The organism is Herbaspirillum frisingense GSF30 (assembly GCF_000300975.2).
Lineage (GTDB): Bacteria > Pseudomonadota > Gammaproteobacteria > Burkholderiales > Burkholderiaceae_D > Herbaspirillum > Herbaspirillum frisingense.
On sequence record NZ_AEEC02000014.1, the window covers coordinates 19546 to 37441 of the forward strand.

The 17896-nt window shown below is 62.6% G+C and carries 18 protein-coding genes and 1 tRNA gene; 8 read left to right on the forward strand and 11 right to left on the reverse strand.

Annotation, left to right across the window (positions count from 1 at the left end; genetic code table 11):
* Positions 1-11 precede the first annotated feature (11 nt).
* Both HFRIS_RS11450 and plsX read right to left on the reverse strand, forming a co-directional pair.
* Positions 12-998 (reverse strand): beta-ketoacyl-ACP synthase III, encoded by a 987-nt coding sequence (locus tag HFRIS_RS11450; protein WP_006463508.1) that lies wholly within the window; start codon positions 996-998, stop codon positions 12-14.
* A gap of 17 nt (positions 999-1015) precedes the next feature.
* Positions 1016-2116, reverse strand: a complete 1101-nt coding sequence (gene plsX / locus HFRIS_RS11455; RefSeq protein WP_006463509.1) for a phosphate acyltransferase PlsX — start codon at positions 2114-2116, stop codon at positions 1016-1018.
* Between plsX and HFRIS_RS25435 the strand changes: the two genes are divergently transcribed.
* A complete protein-coding gene (locus HFRIS_RS25435) occupies positions 2088-2339 on the forward strand; it encodes a hypothetical protein (protein ID WP_161625973.1) in 252 nt (83 codons plus the stop codon). The two genes, plsX and HFRIS_RS25435, sit on opposite strands and share 29 nt — an antisense overlap.
* Positions 2340-2345: 6 nt before the next feature.
* On the opposite strand, the gene rpmF is transcribed toward HFRIS_RS25435, so the two are convergent.
* Both rpmF and HFRIS_RS11465 read right to left on the reverse strand, forming a co-directional pair.
* Entirely contained in the window at positions 2346-2528 is a 183-nt protein-coding gene (gene rpmF / locus HFRIS_RS11460; RefSeq protein ID WP_006463510.1) for a 50S ribosomal protein L32, read from the reverse strand.
* A 113-nt stretch (positions 2529-2641) separates the two neighbouring features.
* On the reverse strand, positions 2642-3172 hold the full coding sequence (locus tag HFRIS_RS11465) for a YceD family protein (RefSeq protein WP_006463511.1): 531 nt from the start codon (positions 3170-3172) through the stop codon (positions 2642-2644).
* A 172-nt stretch (positions 3173-3344) separates the two neighbouring features.
* Here HFRIS_RS11465 and HFRIS_RS11470 point away from each other — a divergent pair, with 172 nt between their 5' ends.
* Positions 3345-3986, forward strand: coding sequence for a Maf-like protein (locus HFRIS_RS11470; protein WP_006463512.1), 642 nt, complete (start codon positions 3345-3347; stop codon positions 3984-3986).
* Here the strand turns inward: HFRIS_RS11470 and HFRIS_RS11475 are convergent.
* Both HFRIS_RS11475 and HFRIS_RS11480 read right to left on the reverse strand, forming a co-directional pair.
* Positions 3980-4198 (reverse strand): DUF1289 domain-containing protein, encoded by a 219-nt coding sequence (locus tag HFRIS_RS11475; protein WP_039875400.1) that lies wholly within the window; start codon positions 4196-4198, stop codon positions 3980-3982. The genes HFRIS_RS11470 and HFRIS_RS11475 overlap by 7 nt on opposite strands.
* Positions 4199-4729: 531 nt before the next feature.
* A complete protein-coding gene (locus HFRIS_RS11480) occupies positions 4730-5926 on the reverse strand; it encodes an HPP family protein (RefSeq protein ID WP_006463514.1) in 1197 nt (398 codons plus the stop codon).
* A gap of 159 nt (positions 5927-6085) precedes the next feature.
* On the opposite strand from HFRIS_RS11480, the gene HFRIS_RS11485 reads away from it, so the two are divergent.
* The gene (locus HFRIS_RS11485; protein ID WP_006463515.1) at positions 6086-6511 is read left to right on the forward strand and encodes a MarR family winged helix-turn-helix transcriptional regulator; all 426 of its coding nucleotides are present in this window, start codon (positions 6086-6088) and stop codon (positions 6509-6511) included.
* A gap of 100 nt (positions 6512-6611) precedes the next feature.
* Positions 6612-7634: a LacI family DNA-binding transcriptional regulator gene (locus HFRIS_RS11490; RefSeq protein WP_006463516.1), complete on the forward strand. Its 1023-nt coding sequence runs from the start codon at positions 6612-6614 to the stop codon at positions 7632-7634.
* A 39-nt stretch (positions 7635-7673) separates the two neighbouring features.
* Here HFRIS_RS11490 and HFRIS_RS11495 read toward each other — a convergent pair whose 3' ends face one another.
* The gene (locus tag HFRIS_RS11495) at positions 7674-9419 is read right to left on the reverse strand and encodes a diguanylate cyclase (RefSeq protein WP_006463517.1); all 1746 of its coding nucleotides are present in this window, start codon (positions 9417-9419) and stop codon (positions 7674-7676) included.
* A 396-nt stretch (positions 9420-9815) separates the two neighbouring features.
* Positions 9816-9905: transfer RNA gene (locus HFRIS_RS11500), tRNA-Ser, on the reverse strand.
* A gap of 262 nt (positions 9906-10167) precedes the next feature.
* On the opposite strand from HFRIS_RS11500, the gene HFRIS_RS11505 reads away from it, so the two are divergent.
* The gene (locus HFRIS_RS11505) at positions 10168-12054 is read left to right on the forward strand and encodes a GGDEF domain-containing protein (protein ID WP_006463518.1); all 1887 of its coding nucleotides are present in this window, start codon (positions 10168-10170) and stop codon (positions 12052-12054) included.
* 102 nt (positions 12055-12156) lie between these two features.
* On the opposite strand, the gene serS is transcribed toward HFRIS_RS11505, so the two are convergent.
* Positions 12157-13458, reverse strand: coding sequence for a serine--tRNA ligase (serS, locus tag HFRIS_RS11510; RefSeq protein ID WP_006463519.1), 1302 nt, complete (start codon positions 13456-13458; stop codon positions 12157-12159).
* 175 nt (positions 13459-13633) lie between these two features.
* On the opposite strand from serS, the gene HFRIS_RS11515 reads away from it, so the two are divergent.
* Complete coding sequence (locus HFRIS_RS11515; protein WP_006463520.1) at positions 13634-14257, forward strand: hypothetical protein; 624 nt, start codon at positions 13634-13636, stop codon at positions 14255-14257.
* A gap of 36 nt (positions 14258-14293) precedes the next feature.
* Here HFRIS_RS11515 and HFRIS_RS11520 read toward each other — a convergent pair whose 3' ends face one another.
* Complete coding sequence (locus HFRIS_RS11520) at positions 14294-15238, reverse strand: LysR family transcriptional regulator (RefSeq protein WP_006463521.1); 945 nt, start codon at positions 15236-15238, stop codon at positions 14294-14296.
* A 95-nt stretch (positions 15239-15333) separates the two neighbouring features.
* Here HFRIS_RS11520 and HFRIS_RS11525 point away from each other — a divergent pair, with 95 nt between their 5' ends.
* Positions 15334-15972 carry an alanyl-tRNA editing protein gene (locus HFRIS_RS11525; RefSeq protein ID WP_006463522.1) on the forward strand — a complete coding sequence of 213 codons (639 nt, stop codon included), beginning with the start codon at positions 15334-15336 and terminating at the stop codon, positions 15970-15972.
* 21 nt (positions 15973-15993) lie between these two features.
* Here the strand turns inward: HFRIS_RS11525 and HFRIS_RS11530 are convergent, their stop codons facing one another.
* A complete protein-coding gene (locus tag HFRIS_RS11530; RefSeq protein WP_006463523.1) occupies positions 15994-17298 on the reverse strand; it encodes a replication-associated recombination protein A in 1305 nt (434 codons plus the stop codon).
* Positions 17299-17557: 259 nt separating this feature from the next.
* Between HFRIS_RS11530 and fdxA the strand changes: the two genes are divergently transcribed.
* Complete coding sequence (gene fdxA / locus HFRIS_RS11535) at positions 17558-17896, forward strand: ferredoxin FdxA (RefSeq protein ID WP_039875403.1); 339 nt, start codon at positions 17558-17560, stop codon at positions 17894-17896.

The following is a 17896-nucleotide window of genomic DNA, read 5'->3' on the forward strand; positions in this document are numbered from 1 at the left end:
CCCTGCCCTGCTTACATGCGCGCCAACACGGCGCCCCAGGTGAAGCCGCCGCCCACGCCTTCCATCATGACGGTGTGACCTGGCCGGATACGACCATCGCGCACCGCCTGGTCCAGCGCCAGCGGGATCGAGGCAGCCGAGGTATTGCCGTGTTCGGCAACGGTGACCACCATCTTTTCCAGTGGCAGCCCCATCTTCTTGGCCGTCCCCTGCATGATGCGGATATTGGCCTGGTGCGGCACCAGCCAGTCCACGTCGCTGGACTGCATGTTGGCTGCTTCCAGCGCTTCACGCGCCACTTTGTCCAGCACCGAGACGGCCAGCTTGAACACGGCCGGACCATCCATGTACAGATAGGCGGAACCGGCCACTGCACCATTGTTCACACTGCCCGGCACACAGAGGATGTGGCCGTGGCTGCCGTCGGCGTGCAGCTTGGTCGCCAGCACGCCCGGCTCCTTCGAAGCACTCATGACGATGGCGCCGGCGCCGTCACCGAAGAGCACGCAGGTGGTGCGATCCTTGAAGTCGAGGATGCGCGAGAAGACTTCCGCGCCGATCACCAGCACGTTCTTGTGGGCGCCGGACTTGATGAAGCTGTCAGCCACCGACATGGCATAGACGAAGCCGCTGCACACTGCCTGCACGTCCATGGCCGGCGCGCCGTTGGTGATCCCCAGCTTGCGCTGGACCACACAGGCGGTGCTGGGAAAGCCTCCCAGGTGATCCGGGGTGGACGTCGCCAGGATGATCAGGTCGATGTCGTTGGGCTGCATGTTGGCCGCCTCCAGCGCGCGCTGCGCTGCGGCCAGGGCCAGGTCGCTGGAGAGCTGGGTCGGCTCGGCGTAGTGACGCGCGGAGATACCGCTGCGCGTGACGATCCATTCATCCGAGGTCTCGATACCCTGCTCTGCCAGTTGTGCAGCCAGTTCGTGATTGGTCACGCGCTTGGTCGGCAGGTAGCTGCCAGTGCCGACGATTTTGCTGTAAGTGGTCATGCCGTCTTCTTGCTCTGTTAATTCGGTTGATCCAGCGAGACCGGTGCCGCAGGCTCCATCGCCACGACAGCCGTCTCGGCCGCGCGCCCCTGTCCCTGGGGCATCAGCTCCGCCATGGTGGCGGCAATACGGGCGAGCACATCATACTTGGCCGCATCATACGCGCGGCGGATGGCCCATTCGAACGCATACACATCGGCGCCGCCATGGCTCTTGAACACCAGGCCCTTCAGGCCCAGCAGGCTGGCGCCATTGTAACGGGAGGGATTGAGCCGGCGCGACAGCGCCTTGATGGCGCCATAGGCGATCAGGGCGCCCAGCTTGTTGATGAAGCCCTTCTTGAATTCACTGGTGAGCACGCTCTTGACGAAACGCCCCAGCCCCTCGGAGGCCTTCAGGGTGACATTGCCGACGAAACCGTCGCACACCACCAGGTCGGTCGTGCCTTCGAAGATATCGTTGCCTTCCACGTTGCCGTAGAAGTTGAGGATACCCTTCTCGTGGTCGGCACGCAGCAGCCCGGCGGTCGCCTTGACCAGCTCGTTGCCCTTCATGTCTTCCTCACCCACGTTCAAGAGGCCGACGGTCGGTTTGGGCTTGCCCTCCATGACCGCCACCAGGGCCGAACCCATCAGTGCAAATTGGTGTAAATGCTGAGGCTCGCAGTCGACATTGGCGCCGAGGTCGAGCATGTAGGTAGGGCCATCCTTCTGGTTCGGCAGGATGGTGCAGATGGCCGGGCGATCCACGCCGGGCAGGGTCTTGAGCACATAGCGCGACACTGCCATCAGGGCCCCGGTATTGCCAGCCGACACGGCCGCCTGGACCACGCCATCCTTGACCAGGTTCACGGCCACGCGCATGGAGGAATCCTTCTTGCGGCGCAGTGCGACCTCGATCGGGTCTTCCATGGTCACCACCTCGGTGGCGTTCTGGATCTGCACACGCGGCTCGCCGGCCAGCCGGTATTTCTTCAGCAGCGGCAGCAGCACGCTTTCCTGCCCTACCAGGATCAGCTCGGCATCGGATTCACGCTTCAGGAAGGAGGCAGCGGCCGGGAGAGTGACTGACGGGCCATGATCGCCACCCATGCAGTCGATTGAAATTTTGATGGTCATCGATTTGATTCAGAGCCTTGCCAGCCCACATTATGAGGCAGATTGGAGACCGCTCAAAATAGCACGCACGTACAGCGCGGAAAGTGAAGGTTCACGCAAGCAGGCAGGCACGTCCGCACGCGGATTACACGGATGCAACGGACATAAAAAAGCGGCGCAAAATGAACCTCCTGAATCAGAAGCTCATTGCGCCGCTTTTCTCCAAAAACAGCAAGCTCAATGAATGAGATTACTCGTCGTTCTTGGTCTTCAGCACCTTGCGACCACGGTAGAAACCGTTCGGGCTGATGTGGTGACGCAGGTGGGTTTCACCAGTCGTCGGCTCCACAGCCAGCGGGGGTGCAGTCAGAAAGTCGTGTGCGCGATGCATACCGCGCTTGGACGGGGTCTTTTTGTTCTGTTGAACGGCCATGATTACTCCTAAACCTTACTTAAGATTGAAAATTTTAACACACCGGATTGCGTTTTTCCGCAAACCCACTGTGCCGCTGCCCGGCAACGCCAGACATTCCCCAACAATACTTGTTACTGCTTCAACTTCTTCAGTACCTCAAACGGGGAAGCCCGTTCAGCACCTTTGGCCTCGGCCGCCACACCACCCTCAGGACAGACATCATGCTTGGGTGCCACCGGCAGGGCCAGCAGCGCATCGTCTTCGATCAGGTAGTTCACATCGAAGGCTGCCGATCCGACGATGACGTCGATCTCGTCATCATCCAGCAGTTCTTCGATGGTGTCGGCTTGCGCCTCATCTTTTGCCAATACCAGCAGCGACTTCGAATCAATCTCGAAATTCAATGCCGTCAGGCAACGCTGACAGATCAGATTAACTGCACCCGACACTGCCAGACTGAGTTGAGCATGCCCCAGCTTGTCGATGTCGCCGGAAAGAGCCCAACGAATCGTGCCGGAACGGTCAACCGTCTCTTGCGCCAGACGACCTAATTCAGCAACCGGAATCTCACCCTGCGCCTGCTGTTTCAGCCTGCAGAATTCGAACGCGTCGATAACAAATGCATTCATAGCCAAAGCAGAATCCGGAAAACCTGCGATCATAACAGAAAATTTCCTTACCAGTCAAAGCCTTAGCACACCATTTGCGGCAGACAGGCGAAAAAATCGCCCAACCTGTCGCGGCAAACCCTCTTTTACGTCGATTTTCCGCCAGAATCCCGGTTTTACTTGCCCACGTCGCCTGTCGACATCAGCCACCACACCACCACACACCATGTTGCAACAGCATCCCGAAACCTCCCCTACCCGCCTGATCCTGGGCTCCAGTTCGATCTATCGAAAGCAATTGCTGAGCCGGCTCGGCCTGCCTTTCGAGACCATGATCCCGGACATCGACGAAACCCCGCATGCCACTGAGACGCCCGAGGCCACCGCCCTGCGACTGGCGCGTGAAAAGGCCGCCGCCATCGGCGAGCGCAGCGGGCCGGCCCTGGTGATCGGCTCGGACCAGGTCGCCACCCTGGATGGCCTGCAGATCGGCAAACCCGGCAACCATGCCAATGCACTACGGCAATTGCAGTTGATGCGCGGGCGGGAAGTCGTCTTCCATACCGCCCTGTGCCTGTGGGATGGTCGAAATGGGCAGGCTGGCGCGACTGCGCAAGTCTGCAATGTGCAGACGCTGGTCCGCTTTCGGGACTTGGAGGATGCAGAGCTGGACGCCTACCTGCGCATCGAACAGCCCTACGACTGCGCCGGCAGCGCAAAGAATGAAGGCCTGGGCATTGCCATCCTGGAAAGCATACGCAGTGACGACCCCACTGCACTGACCGGCCTGCCACTGATCGCCCTGACCGGCATGCTGCGCCAGGCTGGAATCCGCTTCTTCAGGACGGAGAACGCCGGCAATCAGTAATTGCGACGCGGATAACCCTCGGCCAGGATGCGCTGCCACACCACCTCGCGCTGCTCCACATCCATGAAGACCCATTGCGCGACCTCATCGACGGTGCGACCGCAACCGCGGCAGACATCATCGAATGTGGTCGAGCAAACCGCCACACATGGCGTATCGGGCCGCTCGGGCGCAGGAGACAAGGACGAGGGAGACAGGGATGTGGAAGACATTGACAGAATCTGAACAGAAAACGTGAAGCGGCATGATCGGTCATATCGACCAGCCTCATGCGCGCCGTGTCCGCCATCTTACCAAGAACCGGTGCACTACCACCCCTGACACCAGAAGGGATAATCAGTCCTGACAGGGAAAACCCGAACGGAAATGCGGAAACGACAGACAAAAAAAAGCCCGCGACCAAGAGGTGCGGGCTTCAATCCAATTTCTTAAGGAGGAGATTGGAGGAGACAGGTGCAACTATAGCGACGGCCCACTGCCGAGTCTGCTTTATTGTGGCAATAGCAGATATTCACCACCCGCATAACTGTTGCAGCACCACCTCATCCACCTCACCCGCGTCACGCCACCTGAGCAACACTGTGCAGAGCCGACGTCACCGGCCGTGGCGGAGTACCACCCTTGCGCTCACAAGCTTGCACCAGCAACAGCACGCATAGCGCCAGGACCGTGCCACTCATTCTCATGATCAGCTCCCGATGTGAAGTGTCATGCAAGCACGATCCACCCTGGCGGGCAGCCTGTCAAGCCACGCTGCGCAAGCCCGGCTCCATGCGGGCGCTGGCCAGGTTCTTTTCGTAGAGCGCAGCAATCATGTCCGATTGCGTCATCATCCCGGCCAGCTTGCCGTCGGCCTGCACAATGGGGATCTGGTGCAAGCCATCGGCCATGCGCGGCACCAGCTCCAGCACCGGCGTATCCACCTGCGCCGTGATCACGGGACGGCTCATGATCTGCCCCACCACCTCCGGCTTGTCCGAATGACTGAACGGCACCCGGCGCAAGAGCTGCCGCAATTGCGCCACCAGTCCGGTATGCACCTCCACCCCGGCATGCTCCAGGAAATCGCTGCGACTGACGATACCAATCACATGCTGCCCCCGATCCAGTACGGGCATGGCGCGCAAGCGGTGCTGCTGCAACAGCCGCCAGGCCTCATCCAGCCGGGTGGCAAACTCCACCGCCACCACATCACGGGACATCACCGCCGCACACAGGGTCTGGCCGAAGCGGCGGTGGTAGGCGCGCATCTCAGTCTGCAGAAAGATTTCCTCCAGATCGTCGCGACCGATGTCGAGCACCTGATTGAAATCTTTCAGCACCTCATCCAGATCTTCATGCGAAAAGCCCAGCCGCGTGATCGGCAGTTCATCGCGCGTCTGGTGCGGATGCGGTGCCGCGCTGTGCTGCGCATGGGGATAGCGGCGCCCGGTGGCGTTGTTGAAAAACAGTGCCGTCAGCAACAGCAGCGCCGAATTGAGCAGCACCGGCGACAACACGAAGGCATAGCCCATCTCATGCACCACTGGCCCACCCAGTACGGCGGTCAGCGCCACCGCGCCGCTGGGCGGATGAATACAGCGCAGCAGGAACATCGCGCCGATGGCCAGCGAGATTGCCAATGCCGCCGCCAGCGCCGGCTCCTGGACCAGCCTCGCGCAGGTCACACCGATAAGCGCCGCGCACAGGTTGCCACCGATGATGGACCAGGGCTGGGCCAGCGGACTGGATGGCACCGCGAACAACAGCACCGCCGACGCCCCCATGGGCGCGATCAGCCAGATGGTGTGGACTTCATGCGGAAGGACTGCATAACTGATCAGGCCGACCAGCAGAATCCCGAACAGACTGCCGGCGCAGGAGCGCATGCGCTCGAAGCGATCGACATTGGTCTTGGCAGGAATAAAACTTTTGAACCACAGCAAGATAGAATCGGGCATATCCGTTCCCTGACAACTTGGGCAGACGACAACCTGGGACGCAGCCACGTACCAGGCCAAACCGCAATTACATCACAAGATGATATATATGTCCCGCTTACCCCGTATTGCGCAGTTCCGCGCACCGGCAAACTCCCTCCACGATGAAGGCCAGTCCTCATGAAAAGCGCCAGCCGCCTGCAAAAGGAGGATTTCGAAGCCCTGTCGGATTTTCGCTACCAGTTGCGCCGCTTCCTGCGCTTTTCGGAAGACGCCGCGCAAAGTGAGGGCCTCACTCCCTTGCAATACCTGTTGCTATTGCATATCAAGGGCTTTCCCGGGCGCGAGTGGGCCAGCATCAGCGAACTGGCCGAACGCTTGCAGGCCCAGCACCACGGCGTGGTGGCGCTGGTTACGCGCTGCGTGAAGGCGGGACTGGTCACCCGTGCCCCGGATGATCGCGACAAGCGACTGGTGCAAGTCCGGCTGACCGAACTGGGCGAGCAGTACCTGCACCGCCTGGCGCAATTGCACCGCGACGAACTGCAATCCCTGTCGGGCGTGTTCCAGGTCTCGCACATCTCGGCCTTCAACGACCGCGACTGAGCTTGCACATCGCCGTCCGGCTGGGCGCCTGTGGATGTCCGCAGGCCCTGCCGCGGCAAGCTGCTGTTATGCTTGCGACAACTTGCCACCACCCATCCCCATGAATCGCAAACCCGCCACCGCCGCTGCGCCCTCCCGCGCCATCACCAAGGAAGACGTGGCGCGCGCTGCCGGTGTTTCGCACATCACGGTATCGCGGGTCATCAATACGCCGGAGAAGGTGGCCCCCGCCACCCGTGAGCGGGTCGAGGCCTTCATCAGCAGCATGGGGTACATCCCCAACATGCTGGCCGGCGGGCTGGCCTCGCGGCGCACACGCATCGTGGCCGCCATCGTGCCCACCATCAGCCATTCGATCTTCGCCGAAACCGTGCGTGGGCTGTCCGAACAACTCAGCCTGCAGGGCTACCAGTTGTTGCTGGGACAGACCAATTATTCGGAAGAAGCGGAAACAGGGCTGGTGGAAGCCTTCATCGGCCGTCGGGTCGACGGCCTGGTGCTGACCGGCGTGCAGCATTCGGTACGTACCCGCCAGCGCCTCAAGGCGGCCGGCATCCCGGTGGTGGAAACCTGGGATCTAACCCCGCAACCGATCGACATGCTGGTCGGTTTCGACAACCATGCCGCCGGCCACGCCATGGGGCAGTACCTGCACCGCAAGGGTTATCGCCGCATGGCCTTCGTGGGCGGCGAAGACCCGCGTGGCCTGGCACGCTATGCCGGCATGCGCGAGGCGCTGCTGGCACAGTCGGCAGCGGAGCCGGTGCATCTGGTCATGCCCATGGGCTCCTTCCTGCAGGCCGGGCGCGAAGCCATCTGCCGGCTCCTGGCATTACAACCCGGCATCGACGCCGCCTTTTTCAGCAATGACGTCCTCGCCGCAGGCGCTGCCCTGGAGTGCGCCCGACGCGGCATCGCCGTGCCGCAGCGCATCGCGCTGGCCGGTTTCGCCAATCTGGATATCGCGCCGGAAGTCTTGCCCGCCCTCACCACCGTCCAGATCAGCGCCCACCAGATCGGACTGACGGCCGCCGAGATGCTGCTGACCCGCTTCGATGGCGATGCAGTCACGCAAACGGTATGCGATCTCGGCTACGCCATCCTCGAACGCGACAGCGCCTAAGGCTCAGGAGGCTCAGGAAGCCCAGCAAGCCCAGGGACCTCAGGACATAAGGTCGTCGGCAGTCGCCTGTTCGACCCGATTGCGCCCGATCCGCTTGGCCCGGTACAGGGCCAGATCGGCGTGCTTGATCAGTTCGTCGAGTCCCTCGCCATCACCCAACGCCGCCACGCCGAAGCTGGCACTGACCTTGATCCGGCGCCCGTCCTCGATCTCGAAATCGGCGTGCTCCAGGGCCGCACGCAATTTCTCGGCAGCGCTGCCAGCCTGCGCCAGGTCGGCTTCCGGCAGCAGGATGACGAACTCCTCGCCGCCATAGCGTGCCAGCACATCCACCTTGCGCAGCAAGCCGGCCACGAGCTGGGCCACGCCGCGCAGGATGACGTCGCCAGCCTGGTGGCCGTAGGTGTCGTTGATGCGCTTGAAGTGGTCGATATCGAACAACACCACCGCCATGCCCCGCCCATAGCGCTGCGACAGGCCCATCTGCTGGCCGGCCTGGGTGAAGAAGGCACGCCGGTTCAGCACCCCCGTGAGGAAATCGGTATTGGAGGAGGTCTGCAGCTGCGTGATCAATGCTTCGCGCTCGCTGGCCAGGCTATTGCGCTCTCGCATGCGCTGCTTGAGCACTCGCAGGGCGCGCATCATGGCAGCGATCTCGTCGCGATGGCGCGCCTCCGGGATTTCCTGCTCCAGCTTGCCCTCCACCAGACCGGCCACCAGATCGGTGGCCCGCACCAGCGGCTGCACCACACGCCGCCGAATGAGCACCATCAGCAACTGGAAGAACAGGCAGGCCGTCAGCGTCAGCCCCACGACCAGCACCAGCAGGTTGCGCGCCCGGGCATTGTTCTGTTCAGCCTGCCGCATCAATTCAGCCAGCAACAGGTCGCGCAGATCGGTGATGGATTGCATCTGCGGCACATAGAACTTGTAGAGATCGGCGGTGCTGACGCCATAGCTGCTGGAATGCAGGCCAATCTGCAGCAGGAAGTCGAGGAACTGGAATCCGCTATCGAAATACTCCTTGTCCACCCGGTCCAGCGCCTCGGCAAACTGCGGCTGGCTCGCGTAGCCAGCCATCTGCGCAGCCACCACACCGCGCAACAGTTCGATGCGGCCATACAGGCGCCCGATTTCGATGACCTCATCCTGGGTCAGCTGGCGCTGCGCGATCAGCGGCGCGACGAAGCGCGAACCGACCTGCCCGGCGTACTCGCGCAGGCTGGCGGTGGCACGCACGGCCGACAGACCATCGCGCAGGCGCGGGTCGGCCCGATCCACTTCCAGGGTCAATTCGCTGACCACGCGAATCATCAGCGGCATCAGGTCCACCATGCCGGCGACGGCGGCCAGCACCAGCACGTCGCTGCGATTGTCGGCCGACAGGCGCGCCACCCGATCCAGATTGGCCCGGGCCGGCCCCAGTCCCTGCTCCACCGTGCGCACCTTGTCCAGCGCCCAAGACTGGCGCAAGCGGGCATCGGCTTCCAGCGCCGCATGCAAACTGGCCAGGGCGACGTCGGTCTGTTGCCGGGCGCCGGCCAGTTGCTTCAGGAGTGCCTCGGATTGTTGCGGTGATGCGCCCAGGAAAGCATTGGCCGGGCCACGCTCGGCCGAAACCTTCTCCATGGCCAGCAGAGCCAGCCGCAGATTGCGCAAGGCAGGCACACTGTTGGCGCCGTTGCGATAGGTACTCCATTCCGTCCAGACCAACGCCACTGCAAATGCCAGAAACAGCATCAGCAAGCCGATGGAAATGAGCCGGAACAGACGATTCAAGGACATGATGAGCCCGCTACGAAGGCAAGTGCATTTGACGAATATAACAAGGCCGACCAATCGACGGCACGACTACATCGCGAGCAGGGATGAAAAAAGCGGGCGGCGCAGACACGGCGCCACGAAAGCAGGCATGCGCTCCCACGTCATGGGAGCAACCGGCGCATCACGCGCTTCCCCCTCGTGAACGCGTGACGACCGATACGATGAACAAAGCGCGGCGATGCGCTTGCTCCGGAAGCATTTCCCGCGCAGGCGGCGGGCGGGCAAATCAGGTAGCCAATGACGAAACCTCAGACAAAGGCGACCAGCCAACACGACAACCCGAAACGACAGGCAAAAAAATAAGGCCCTGAAAAATTCAGAGCCTTATCTATACAACTGCTACAACTGCGAGCCAACTGGCGGAGAGGGTGGGATTCGAACCCACGGTACGGGAAACCGTACGCCTGATTTCGAGTCAGGTACATTCGACCACTCTGCCACCTCTCCGGTTAACTTCGGTCGTTTCACTGCGTGGTGCAGCAAAGACAGCGACTATAGCAGAACTATTTTCATAGTGGAATGTTTTTTTGAAAAAACTTTAAAAAAAGAGCTTTTCATCTTCTTGAACCGGAAGCAGCGTGGCGAAAGAATCCTTCTTCACCTACAAACCGCTCAGACTGCATTTCTCATCATCATCTTGTCATAAATCACTTCTAGCATCCGTAAACTATTTGTCGTTCTTTGGACTCTCAGACCCGGATTCAGCCAGATGGCGCCCCTATCCAACGCTACCTTCCCGCTCGGCGCAGAAGTCGTCGATCTCATTGCCCGTGCCTCGGGTGCCGCCCTGCGTGGCGTCGAAGATCCGGACCCGATGCTGTCCCTGCTGCACGAGATCATCGCCCAGCGCAAGCTCTCCGCCCTGTTCCAGCCCATCGTGCGCATGCGCAATGGCGAAATCCTGGGCTATGAAGGATTGATCCGAGGGCCCTCCAATACTCCCCTGCACTCCCCGCTGGCGCTGTTCAAGGTAGCGCGCGCGCACAACCTGTCGGTGCAGATGGAATACCTGTGCCGGCACATCGTGCTGACCCGCTTTGCGCAACTCGGCCTGCCGGGCAACCTGTTCCTCAACGTTTCCCCCGGGGCGCTGATGCAGCCCGAGGCGATCCAGGGCGAAACCCTGCGCTATCTGGAAAAGCTGGGCGTGAATCCGCAGCGCATCATCATCGAGCTGACCGAGAACGAACCTACCTACGACTACGCCCTGCTGCGCAATGCCGCCATGCACTACCGCGACATGGGCTTCCAGATCGCCATCGATGATCTCGGTGAAGGCTTTTCCAGCCTGCGCCTGTGGTCGGAACTGCAGCCGGAATACGTGAAGATCGACATGCACTTCGTGCAGGGCATCAACCACGATCCGATGAAGCTGCAATTCGTGCGCTCGATCCAGGAGATCGCCGAGAAGTCCGGCTCCATCGTCATCGCCGAAGGCATCGAATCGCAGGCCGAGCTGCTGACCATCCGCGACCTGGGCATCGCCTGCGGCCAGGGCTACCACATCTCGCGCCCGCTGCCGGAGCCGCCGGTCTCGATCTCGGAAGACGTCACCAAGACCCTGCGCCGCGACAAGGTACCGCTCCATGCCAACAAGTACGGCCCCGGCAAGCGCAGCGCCACCGTCGCCAAGCTGCTGCGCGAGACGCAATACGTCAGCCCGGAAGTCACCAACGATGCGGCCTACGACATGTTCGTCAACGATCCGCAGCTGCAGGCCCTGCCGGTGGTCAGCAACGGCTTGCCGATCGGCCTGATCAACCGCTACAGCATGGTGGAGCGCTTCGCCCGCCTGTACGGGCGCGAGCTGTACGGCAAGAAGTCCTGCGCCTTCTTCATGGACCCCAATCCCCTGCTGACCGAGCAGGACACCAGCCTGCAAGATCTCTCCAACCTGCTGGTGCAGGCCGAGACGCACCACCTCTCCAACGGCTTCATCATCACCGACCGGGGCCAGTATGTGGGCCTGGGCACCGGCCACGACCTGCTGCGCGAAATCACGCAGATGCAGATCGACGCCGCCCGCCACGCCAATCCGCTCACGCAGTTGCCGGGCAACGTCCCCATCAACGACCACATCGAATACCTGCTGCAAAGCGGCGTCGAATTCTGCATCTGCTACTGCGACCTGGACCAGTTCAAGCCCTTCAACGATGTCTATGGCTATCGCAAGGGCGACGACATGATCCAGGCTACCGGCCGCGTGCTGCAGCAGGCCTGCGATCCTGCCCTGGACTTCATCGGCCACATCGGCGGCGACGATTTCCTGATCATGTTCCAGAGCGAAGACTGGGAAAAGCGCTGCCGCGTCATCCTCGACAACTTCGACGCCGAGGCCCGCGCCTTCTACTACGACGAAGACCTGGCGCGTGGCGGCTACTACACCGAGGATCGCCAGGGCAACCGGGTGTTCCACCCGCTGGTTTCGGTATCGCTGGGCGCGGTGAAGATCGAGCCTTCGCAATACTCATCACCGCACCAGATCGCCTCGGCCGCCACCCGTGCCAAGAAACAGGCCAAGAAGATCCAGGGCAACAGTCTCTTCATCGAGCGCCGCATCCCGGCCACCTTCTCCTGGGCCATGAAGGACGCCTAGCCGGCACGCTCAGGAAAACGTTTTCTCACCCGCACACCCGCAAAAAAACGGCCGCCTCATCAACGAGGCGGCCGTTCGTGCGTCCTGCAGTGGTACAGCGGATCAGGCGCCCGGCACCAGCTTGCTCACGCCACCCATGTAAGGCTGCAAGACCTCCGGGATATCCACGCTGCCATCGGCCTGCTGGTAGTTTTCCAGCACGGCGACCAGGGTACGGCCCACGGCCAGACCGGAACCGTTCAAGGTATGCAGCAGTTCCGGCTTGCCCTGGGCATTGCGGAAGCGCGCCTGCATGCGACGCGCCTGGAAGGCTTCGCAGTTGGAGACCGACGAGATTTCGCGATAGGTGTTCTGCGCCGGTAACCAGACCTCGATGTCATAGGTCTTGGCCGCGCCAAAGCCCATGTCACCGGTACACAGGGTGATGACGCGGTACGGCAGGCCGAGCTTCTTGAGGATGGTCTCGGCGTGGCCCAGCATCTCGTCCAGGGCTTCGTAGGACTTCTCGGGGTGGACGATCTGCACCATTTCCACCTTGTCGAACTGGTGCTGGCGGATCATGCCGCGGGTATCGCGACCATAGGAGCCGGCTTCCGAACGGAAGCAAGGCGAGTGCGCCGTGAACTTCATCGGCAGCGCATCGCCGGCCACGATCTCGTCGCGCACGAAGTTGGTCAGCGGCACTTCAGCCGTAGGGATCAGGTACAGCGCGGCGTTCTCGGCCTCGCCTTCCTGGCCCCCCTTCTTGGCAGCGAACAGGTCGGCTTCGAACTTGGGCAACTGGCCGGTGCCGCGCAGGCTGTCGGCATTGACGATGTAGGGGGTATAGCACTCGGTATAGCCATGCTCCATGGTATGGGTGTTGAGCATGAACTGCGCCAGCGCGCGGTGCAGGCGGGCGATGCCGCCCTTGAGCACGGCGAAGCGCGAACCGGTGAGCTTGGTGGCAGTATCGAAATCCAGGCCCAGCGGGGCGCCGACATCGACGTGATCCTTGATCTCGAAGTCGAACTGGCGCGGCGTGCCGACCTTGCGCAATTCCACATTGCCGCTTTCGTCATTGCCGGCCGGCACCGACTCGTGCGGCAGGTTGGGAACCGCCTGCAGGAAGAGGTTCATCTGGTGCTGCACTTCTTCCAGCCGCGCCGCCGACGACTTGAGCTCGTCGCCGATGCCATTGACCTCGGCCATCACCGCGGAGGCATCCTCGCCACGGCCCTTGAGCATGCCGATCTGCTTGGACAGGGTGTTGCGCTTGCCCTGCAGTTCTTCGGTGCGGGTCTGGATCTGCTTGCGTTCAGCTTCCAGTGCGTTGAAGCCGGCCACGTCCAGGACGAACTTGCGGGCCGCCAGGCGGGCCGCAACGTTCTCGATGTCTTTACGGAGGAGTTGGATGTCGATCATGGGGAGAAAATACGATAGGTTTGAAGCAGGAAACCGCGATTGTACCAAGTCGCGCGCCCGTCACGGGGTTCCAGCCCCCTTCCCCCGCAAGAAAATGCTGCGGCCCTGGTAGCGGCCACCGGCCTTGCGGGTTACCATTCGGCCCATTCCCGTCATCCAGAGAGCTTCCCCGCCCATGTCCGACCAGCCCGACCCGCGCCCGCAGCGCGATGTTCCCGTCCTGTTTTCCCTGCTGGGCCTGGTGGCCGCCTTCGCCGTGGGACTGTGGGCCGGCATCCACTACATGTCCAATGACGCCAGCCTGTTCTACGGACTGATCGCCGGCCTCTCCTTCGGCGCCGCCTTCGCCTTCGGGCAGCAGATCAAGAACCGCTTCATCCCGCCCAAGGTGCGCAAGACCGACTGGAAGGTGCAGGCCCCGGGCGCGGCCGAATTGTCCAGCGGCCGCCTCGCGGCACAGCAGGCGCGCAAGATCAGTGTCGAATTCGACGATCAGGAAATCCGAACCATGGTGCGTGGCGCCAAGCGCGAAGGCATCGCCTGGAGCGCCATCGACGACGTCACCATCCGCATCAGCGACGACAGCCTGCCCCAGCCGCAATGGATCATCGCCGGCCAGACGGCCGAGGGTATCAAGGGCGTACTGGTCCCCAACGACGCCGATGGCCTGGAAGAGCTGATGGAAGCGATGAAGCAGCGCCTGCCCGGCTATGACAACGACAAGAACTATGAGACCGTGATCGCCGCCATGTCCGCCATGGAAGGCAGTTTCCACGTCTGGCACCGGGCGGCCGCCTGATCTCAAGCCTGAGGCATCAGGCCCTGCCGGTACGGATCAGCCTGGTTCGCCCGCATCCGCCATGGTTGGCTCCCGGGCCAGCCTTTCTGCCAGGAAGTTGACGAAAGCCCCCAGCCGCGGCGGCAGGTGGCGGGTCGCCGGATAGAGCGCCCACAGATCGCCGCAATAGTGCGTCCTGAAACCCCATTGCGGCAGGACCTGGACGATACGCCCCTGCGTCAGCGCCTCCCGGGCGACGAAATACGGCAGGCTGCCGATACCGAGATGGCGCAGCACTGCATCCAGTCGCACCCCGGTATGGTTGGCCGCATAACGCCCCCGCACCTCGACCGTGACCCGTTCGCCCTGCCGGCGGAAGCGCCAGCGCGCGTCCCCGGGCGCCTCGCCGAGGTAGATGCAGGAATGTGTCTTGAGTCCCTGTGGATGCTGAGGCGTCCCGTGCTGCGCCAGGTACTCCGGCGTGGCGCACAGCAGGTGCTCGATGCGCGTCAGCCTGCGGCCCATCAGGCCCGGCGGCGGCTGGTCGGTGATGCGGATGGCCAGATCCACCTCCTCATCGATCAGATCCATGTAGCGGTCTTCCAGCCTCAACAGGACGTCCACCCTGGGATGGGCGGCAAGGAAATCCGGCACATGCGGATGTACCAGGTAATGCCCGACCGCCTTGGGCACGCTCACCCTGACCTGCCCCTGCGGCGCGGCATCAAAACCACCGGAGGCGGCCAGCACCGATTGCGCGGCGTCCAGCATTTCCCGGCAACGCTGGTGGATGTCACGCCCGCTCTCGCTCAGCCGCAGCTTGCGGGTGGTTCGTTGCAGCAACTGCGTGCCGAGTGCCTTTTCCAGGCGTGCAATGGCCCGGCTGACAGCCGAGGGCGTCGCGCCCAGCTGGCGTGCCGCTTCCGAGAAACTGCCCGTCTCCACCACCTTGGCAAAGACAGCCATTTCGTTGAGCAGGGCGATGCTTTGATTTGTGCTCATGGGGCAAAGATTATTTGCTTGGGTAATGGATTATCGCAACTTCACCCGGGCGATACAATTCCCATCCCTCTCCCTGATCGACCGAAAGGCCAGCCGTGACCGACCGCCTCTACCTGACCCAGCCGACGCTGGAAGCCGATACCGAAGTGTTGAGCTGCACTCCCCTGGAAGATGGTCGCTACGCGGTTCACCTGGCGGCCACGCCGTTTCATCCGCAGGGCGGCGGCCAGCCCAGCGATGTCGGCTGGCTGGGCGAAGTCGAGGTAACGAAGGTCGTGAGCGAAGGCGACGAGATCATCCATTACACCAGCGCGGCCGTTGCAGCCGGCCCGATCCGCGCCAGGGTGGATGCCCAGCCACGGCAGCTGCATGCGCGGCTACATTCCGGTGGGCATGTGATCGGCTATGTGATGGCACAACTGGGATGGCGCGCCACCAAGGCTCACCACTGGCCAGGGGAAGGTCGTGTCGTCGGCGTCAGCGCCCCCGACGCCGGCGCGCAGGAACTGGAAGCGGCAGAGATCGAACACCGCTGCAATGCCCTCATTGCCGACGACCTGGCCTGCGCGCTCTCCAGCGAAGGTGGACGCCGCCAGGTCGGTTTCGGCGCCCTGCCCGCCTATCCCTGCGGCGGCACGCATGTGGCGTCACTGGGCGAGATCGGCAGGATCGCCATCCAGTCGGTACGAGTGAAAAAGGGTGAGGCCTCGATCCGCTACGATGTGGTGGCCTGAGGCCACCTTCTACGGTCGCACTCAGTCGTTACCGGCTTCCTCATCCCACTTGCGCAGGGTCGCCAGCTTCTCGCCGATCTTGATCTCCAGCCCACGCGGCACCGGCTGATACCAGCCCGGCTCATCGATGCCATCCGGCAGATAGGTCTCCCCGGCAGCATAGGCATTGGGTTCGTCATGGGCATAACGGTATTCATGTCCGTAGCCCAGTTCCTTCATCAGCTTGGTCGGCGCATTGCGCAGGTGCACCGGTACCTCGCGGCTCTTGTCCTGCTTCACGAAGGCGCGGGCGGCATTGTAGGCGTTGTAGCCGGCATTGCTCTTGGCCGCCACGGCCAGGTAGATCACCGCCTGGCCCAGCGCCAGCTCGCCTTCGGGGCTTCCCAGACGTTCGAAGGTCAGCGCGGCGTCGTTGGCGATCTGCATGGCACGGGGGTCGGCCAGGCCGATGTCCTCCCAGGCCATGCGCACGATGCGGCGTGACAGGTAGCGCGGATCGGCGCCGCCGTCCAGCATGCGGGTCAGCCAGTACAGCGCCGCGTCCGGGTGGGAACCGCGCACCGACTTATGCAGGGCTGAAATCTGGTCATAGAAATTGTCACCGCCCTTGTCGAAACGGCGGCTGTTCAGGGTCAGCGCATTTTGCAGGAAATCGGCCGTCACCAGCACCGTACCGGTGGTGCGGGCAGCGGTTTCAGTCTGCTCCAGCAGGTTCAGGAAGCGACGTGCATCGCCGTCGGCGTAGCCGATGATGGTATCGGTGGCCTGCTCGTCGAAGTGCAGCTCGCCCAGCGCCTTTTCCTGGGCGCGCTTGAGCAGGAGCCGCAGTTCGTCGTCGCTCAGGGACTTGAGCACATACACCTGCGCCCGCGACAGCAGCGCCGAGTTGACCTCGAAAGAGGGATTCTCGGTGGTGGCGCCGATGAAGGTCACCAGGCCGCTCTCGGCGTAGGGTAGCAGCGCATCCTGCTGCGACTTGTTGAAGCGATGGATTTCATCCACGAACAGGATGGTGTGCTTGCCCATGGCCAGGTTCTGCTCGGCCTGTTCCATCGCCGCACGGATATCCTTGACCCCCGAGAACACCGCTGACAAGGCGATGAATTCGCACTGGAAGGCCGTTGCCGTCAGGCGCGCCAGCGTGGTCTTGCCCACCCCCGGCGGCCCCCAGAAGATCATGGAATGCGGCTTGCCCGACTGAAACGCCAGGCGCAAGGGCTTGCCTTCGCCCAGCAGGTGCGATTGGCCGATGACCTCGTCCAGCGTCTTGGGACGCAGGGCTTCGGCCAGCGGCGCGGCGGGTTCTTGTGCAAACAGGTCAGCCATGCGGGGGCTCCCCGGCCAGACTGGTTGCGTGGTCCGGCGATGGCGAGCGCATCGGGGCGGTCTCGAAAATCGGTTTCATGTTCTTTCAGGATGCGGGCGCGGCGCCGGATTGCAAGGCGCATTCGCCAAAGGCCGTAGTCTAACGCAGCAGCGGGACGATGAGGGCAGATGGCGGGCAGAGGGCTGGCAGAGGGCAGCAGGCATCGGGCGCAAGCGTTACAATGCCGCCTGCCCTTTTGACTGCCCACCCCGAATTGCCATGCCCTTCGTCGTCACCGATTCCTGTATCCAGTGCAAGTACACCGATTGCGTCAGCGTCTGCCCCATGGACTGTTTCATGGAGGGGCCAAATTTCCTGGTCATCGATCCGGACGGCTGCATCGATTGTTCCATGTGCGTACCGGAATGCCCGGTCGGGGCCATCTACAACGCCACTGATCTGCCGACGGCGCTGGCGCACTTCGAGGACCTCAACGCCAAGCTGGCCAGGCAAGCCGGCTGGAAGCCCATCACCCAGGCCAAGGCGCCCCTGCCGGAACATGCGCAATGGAAGGACCGGACCGACAAGCTCCCGCTGCTGCAGATGCCGCCGGCCTGA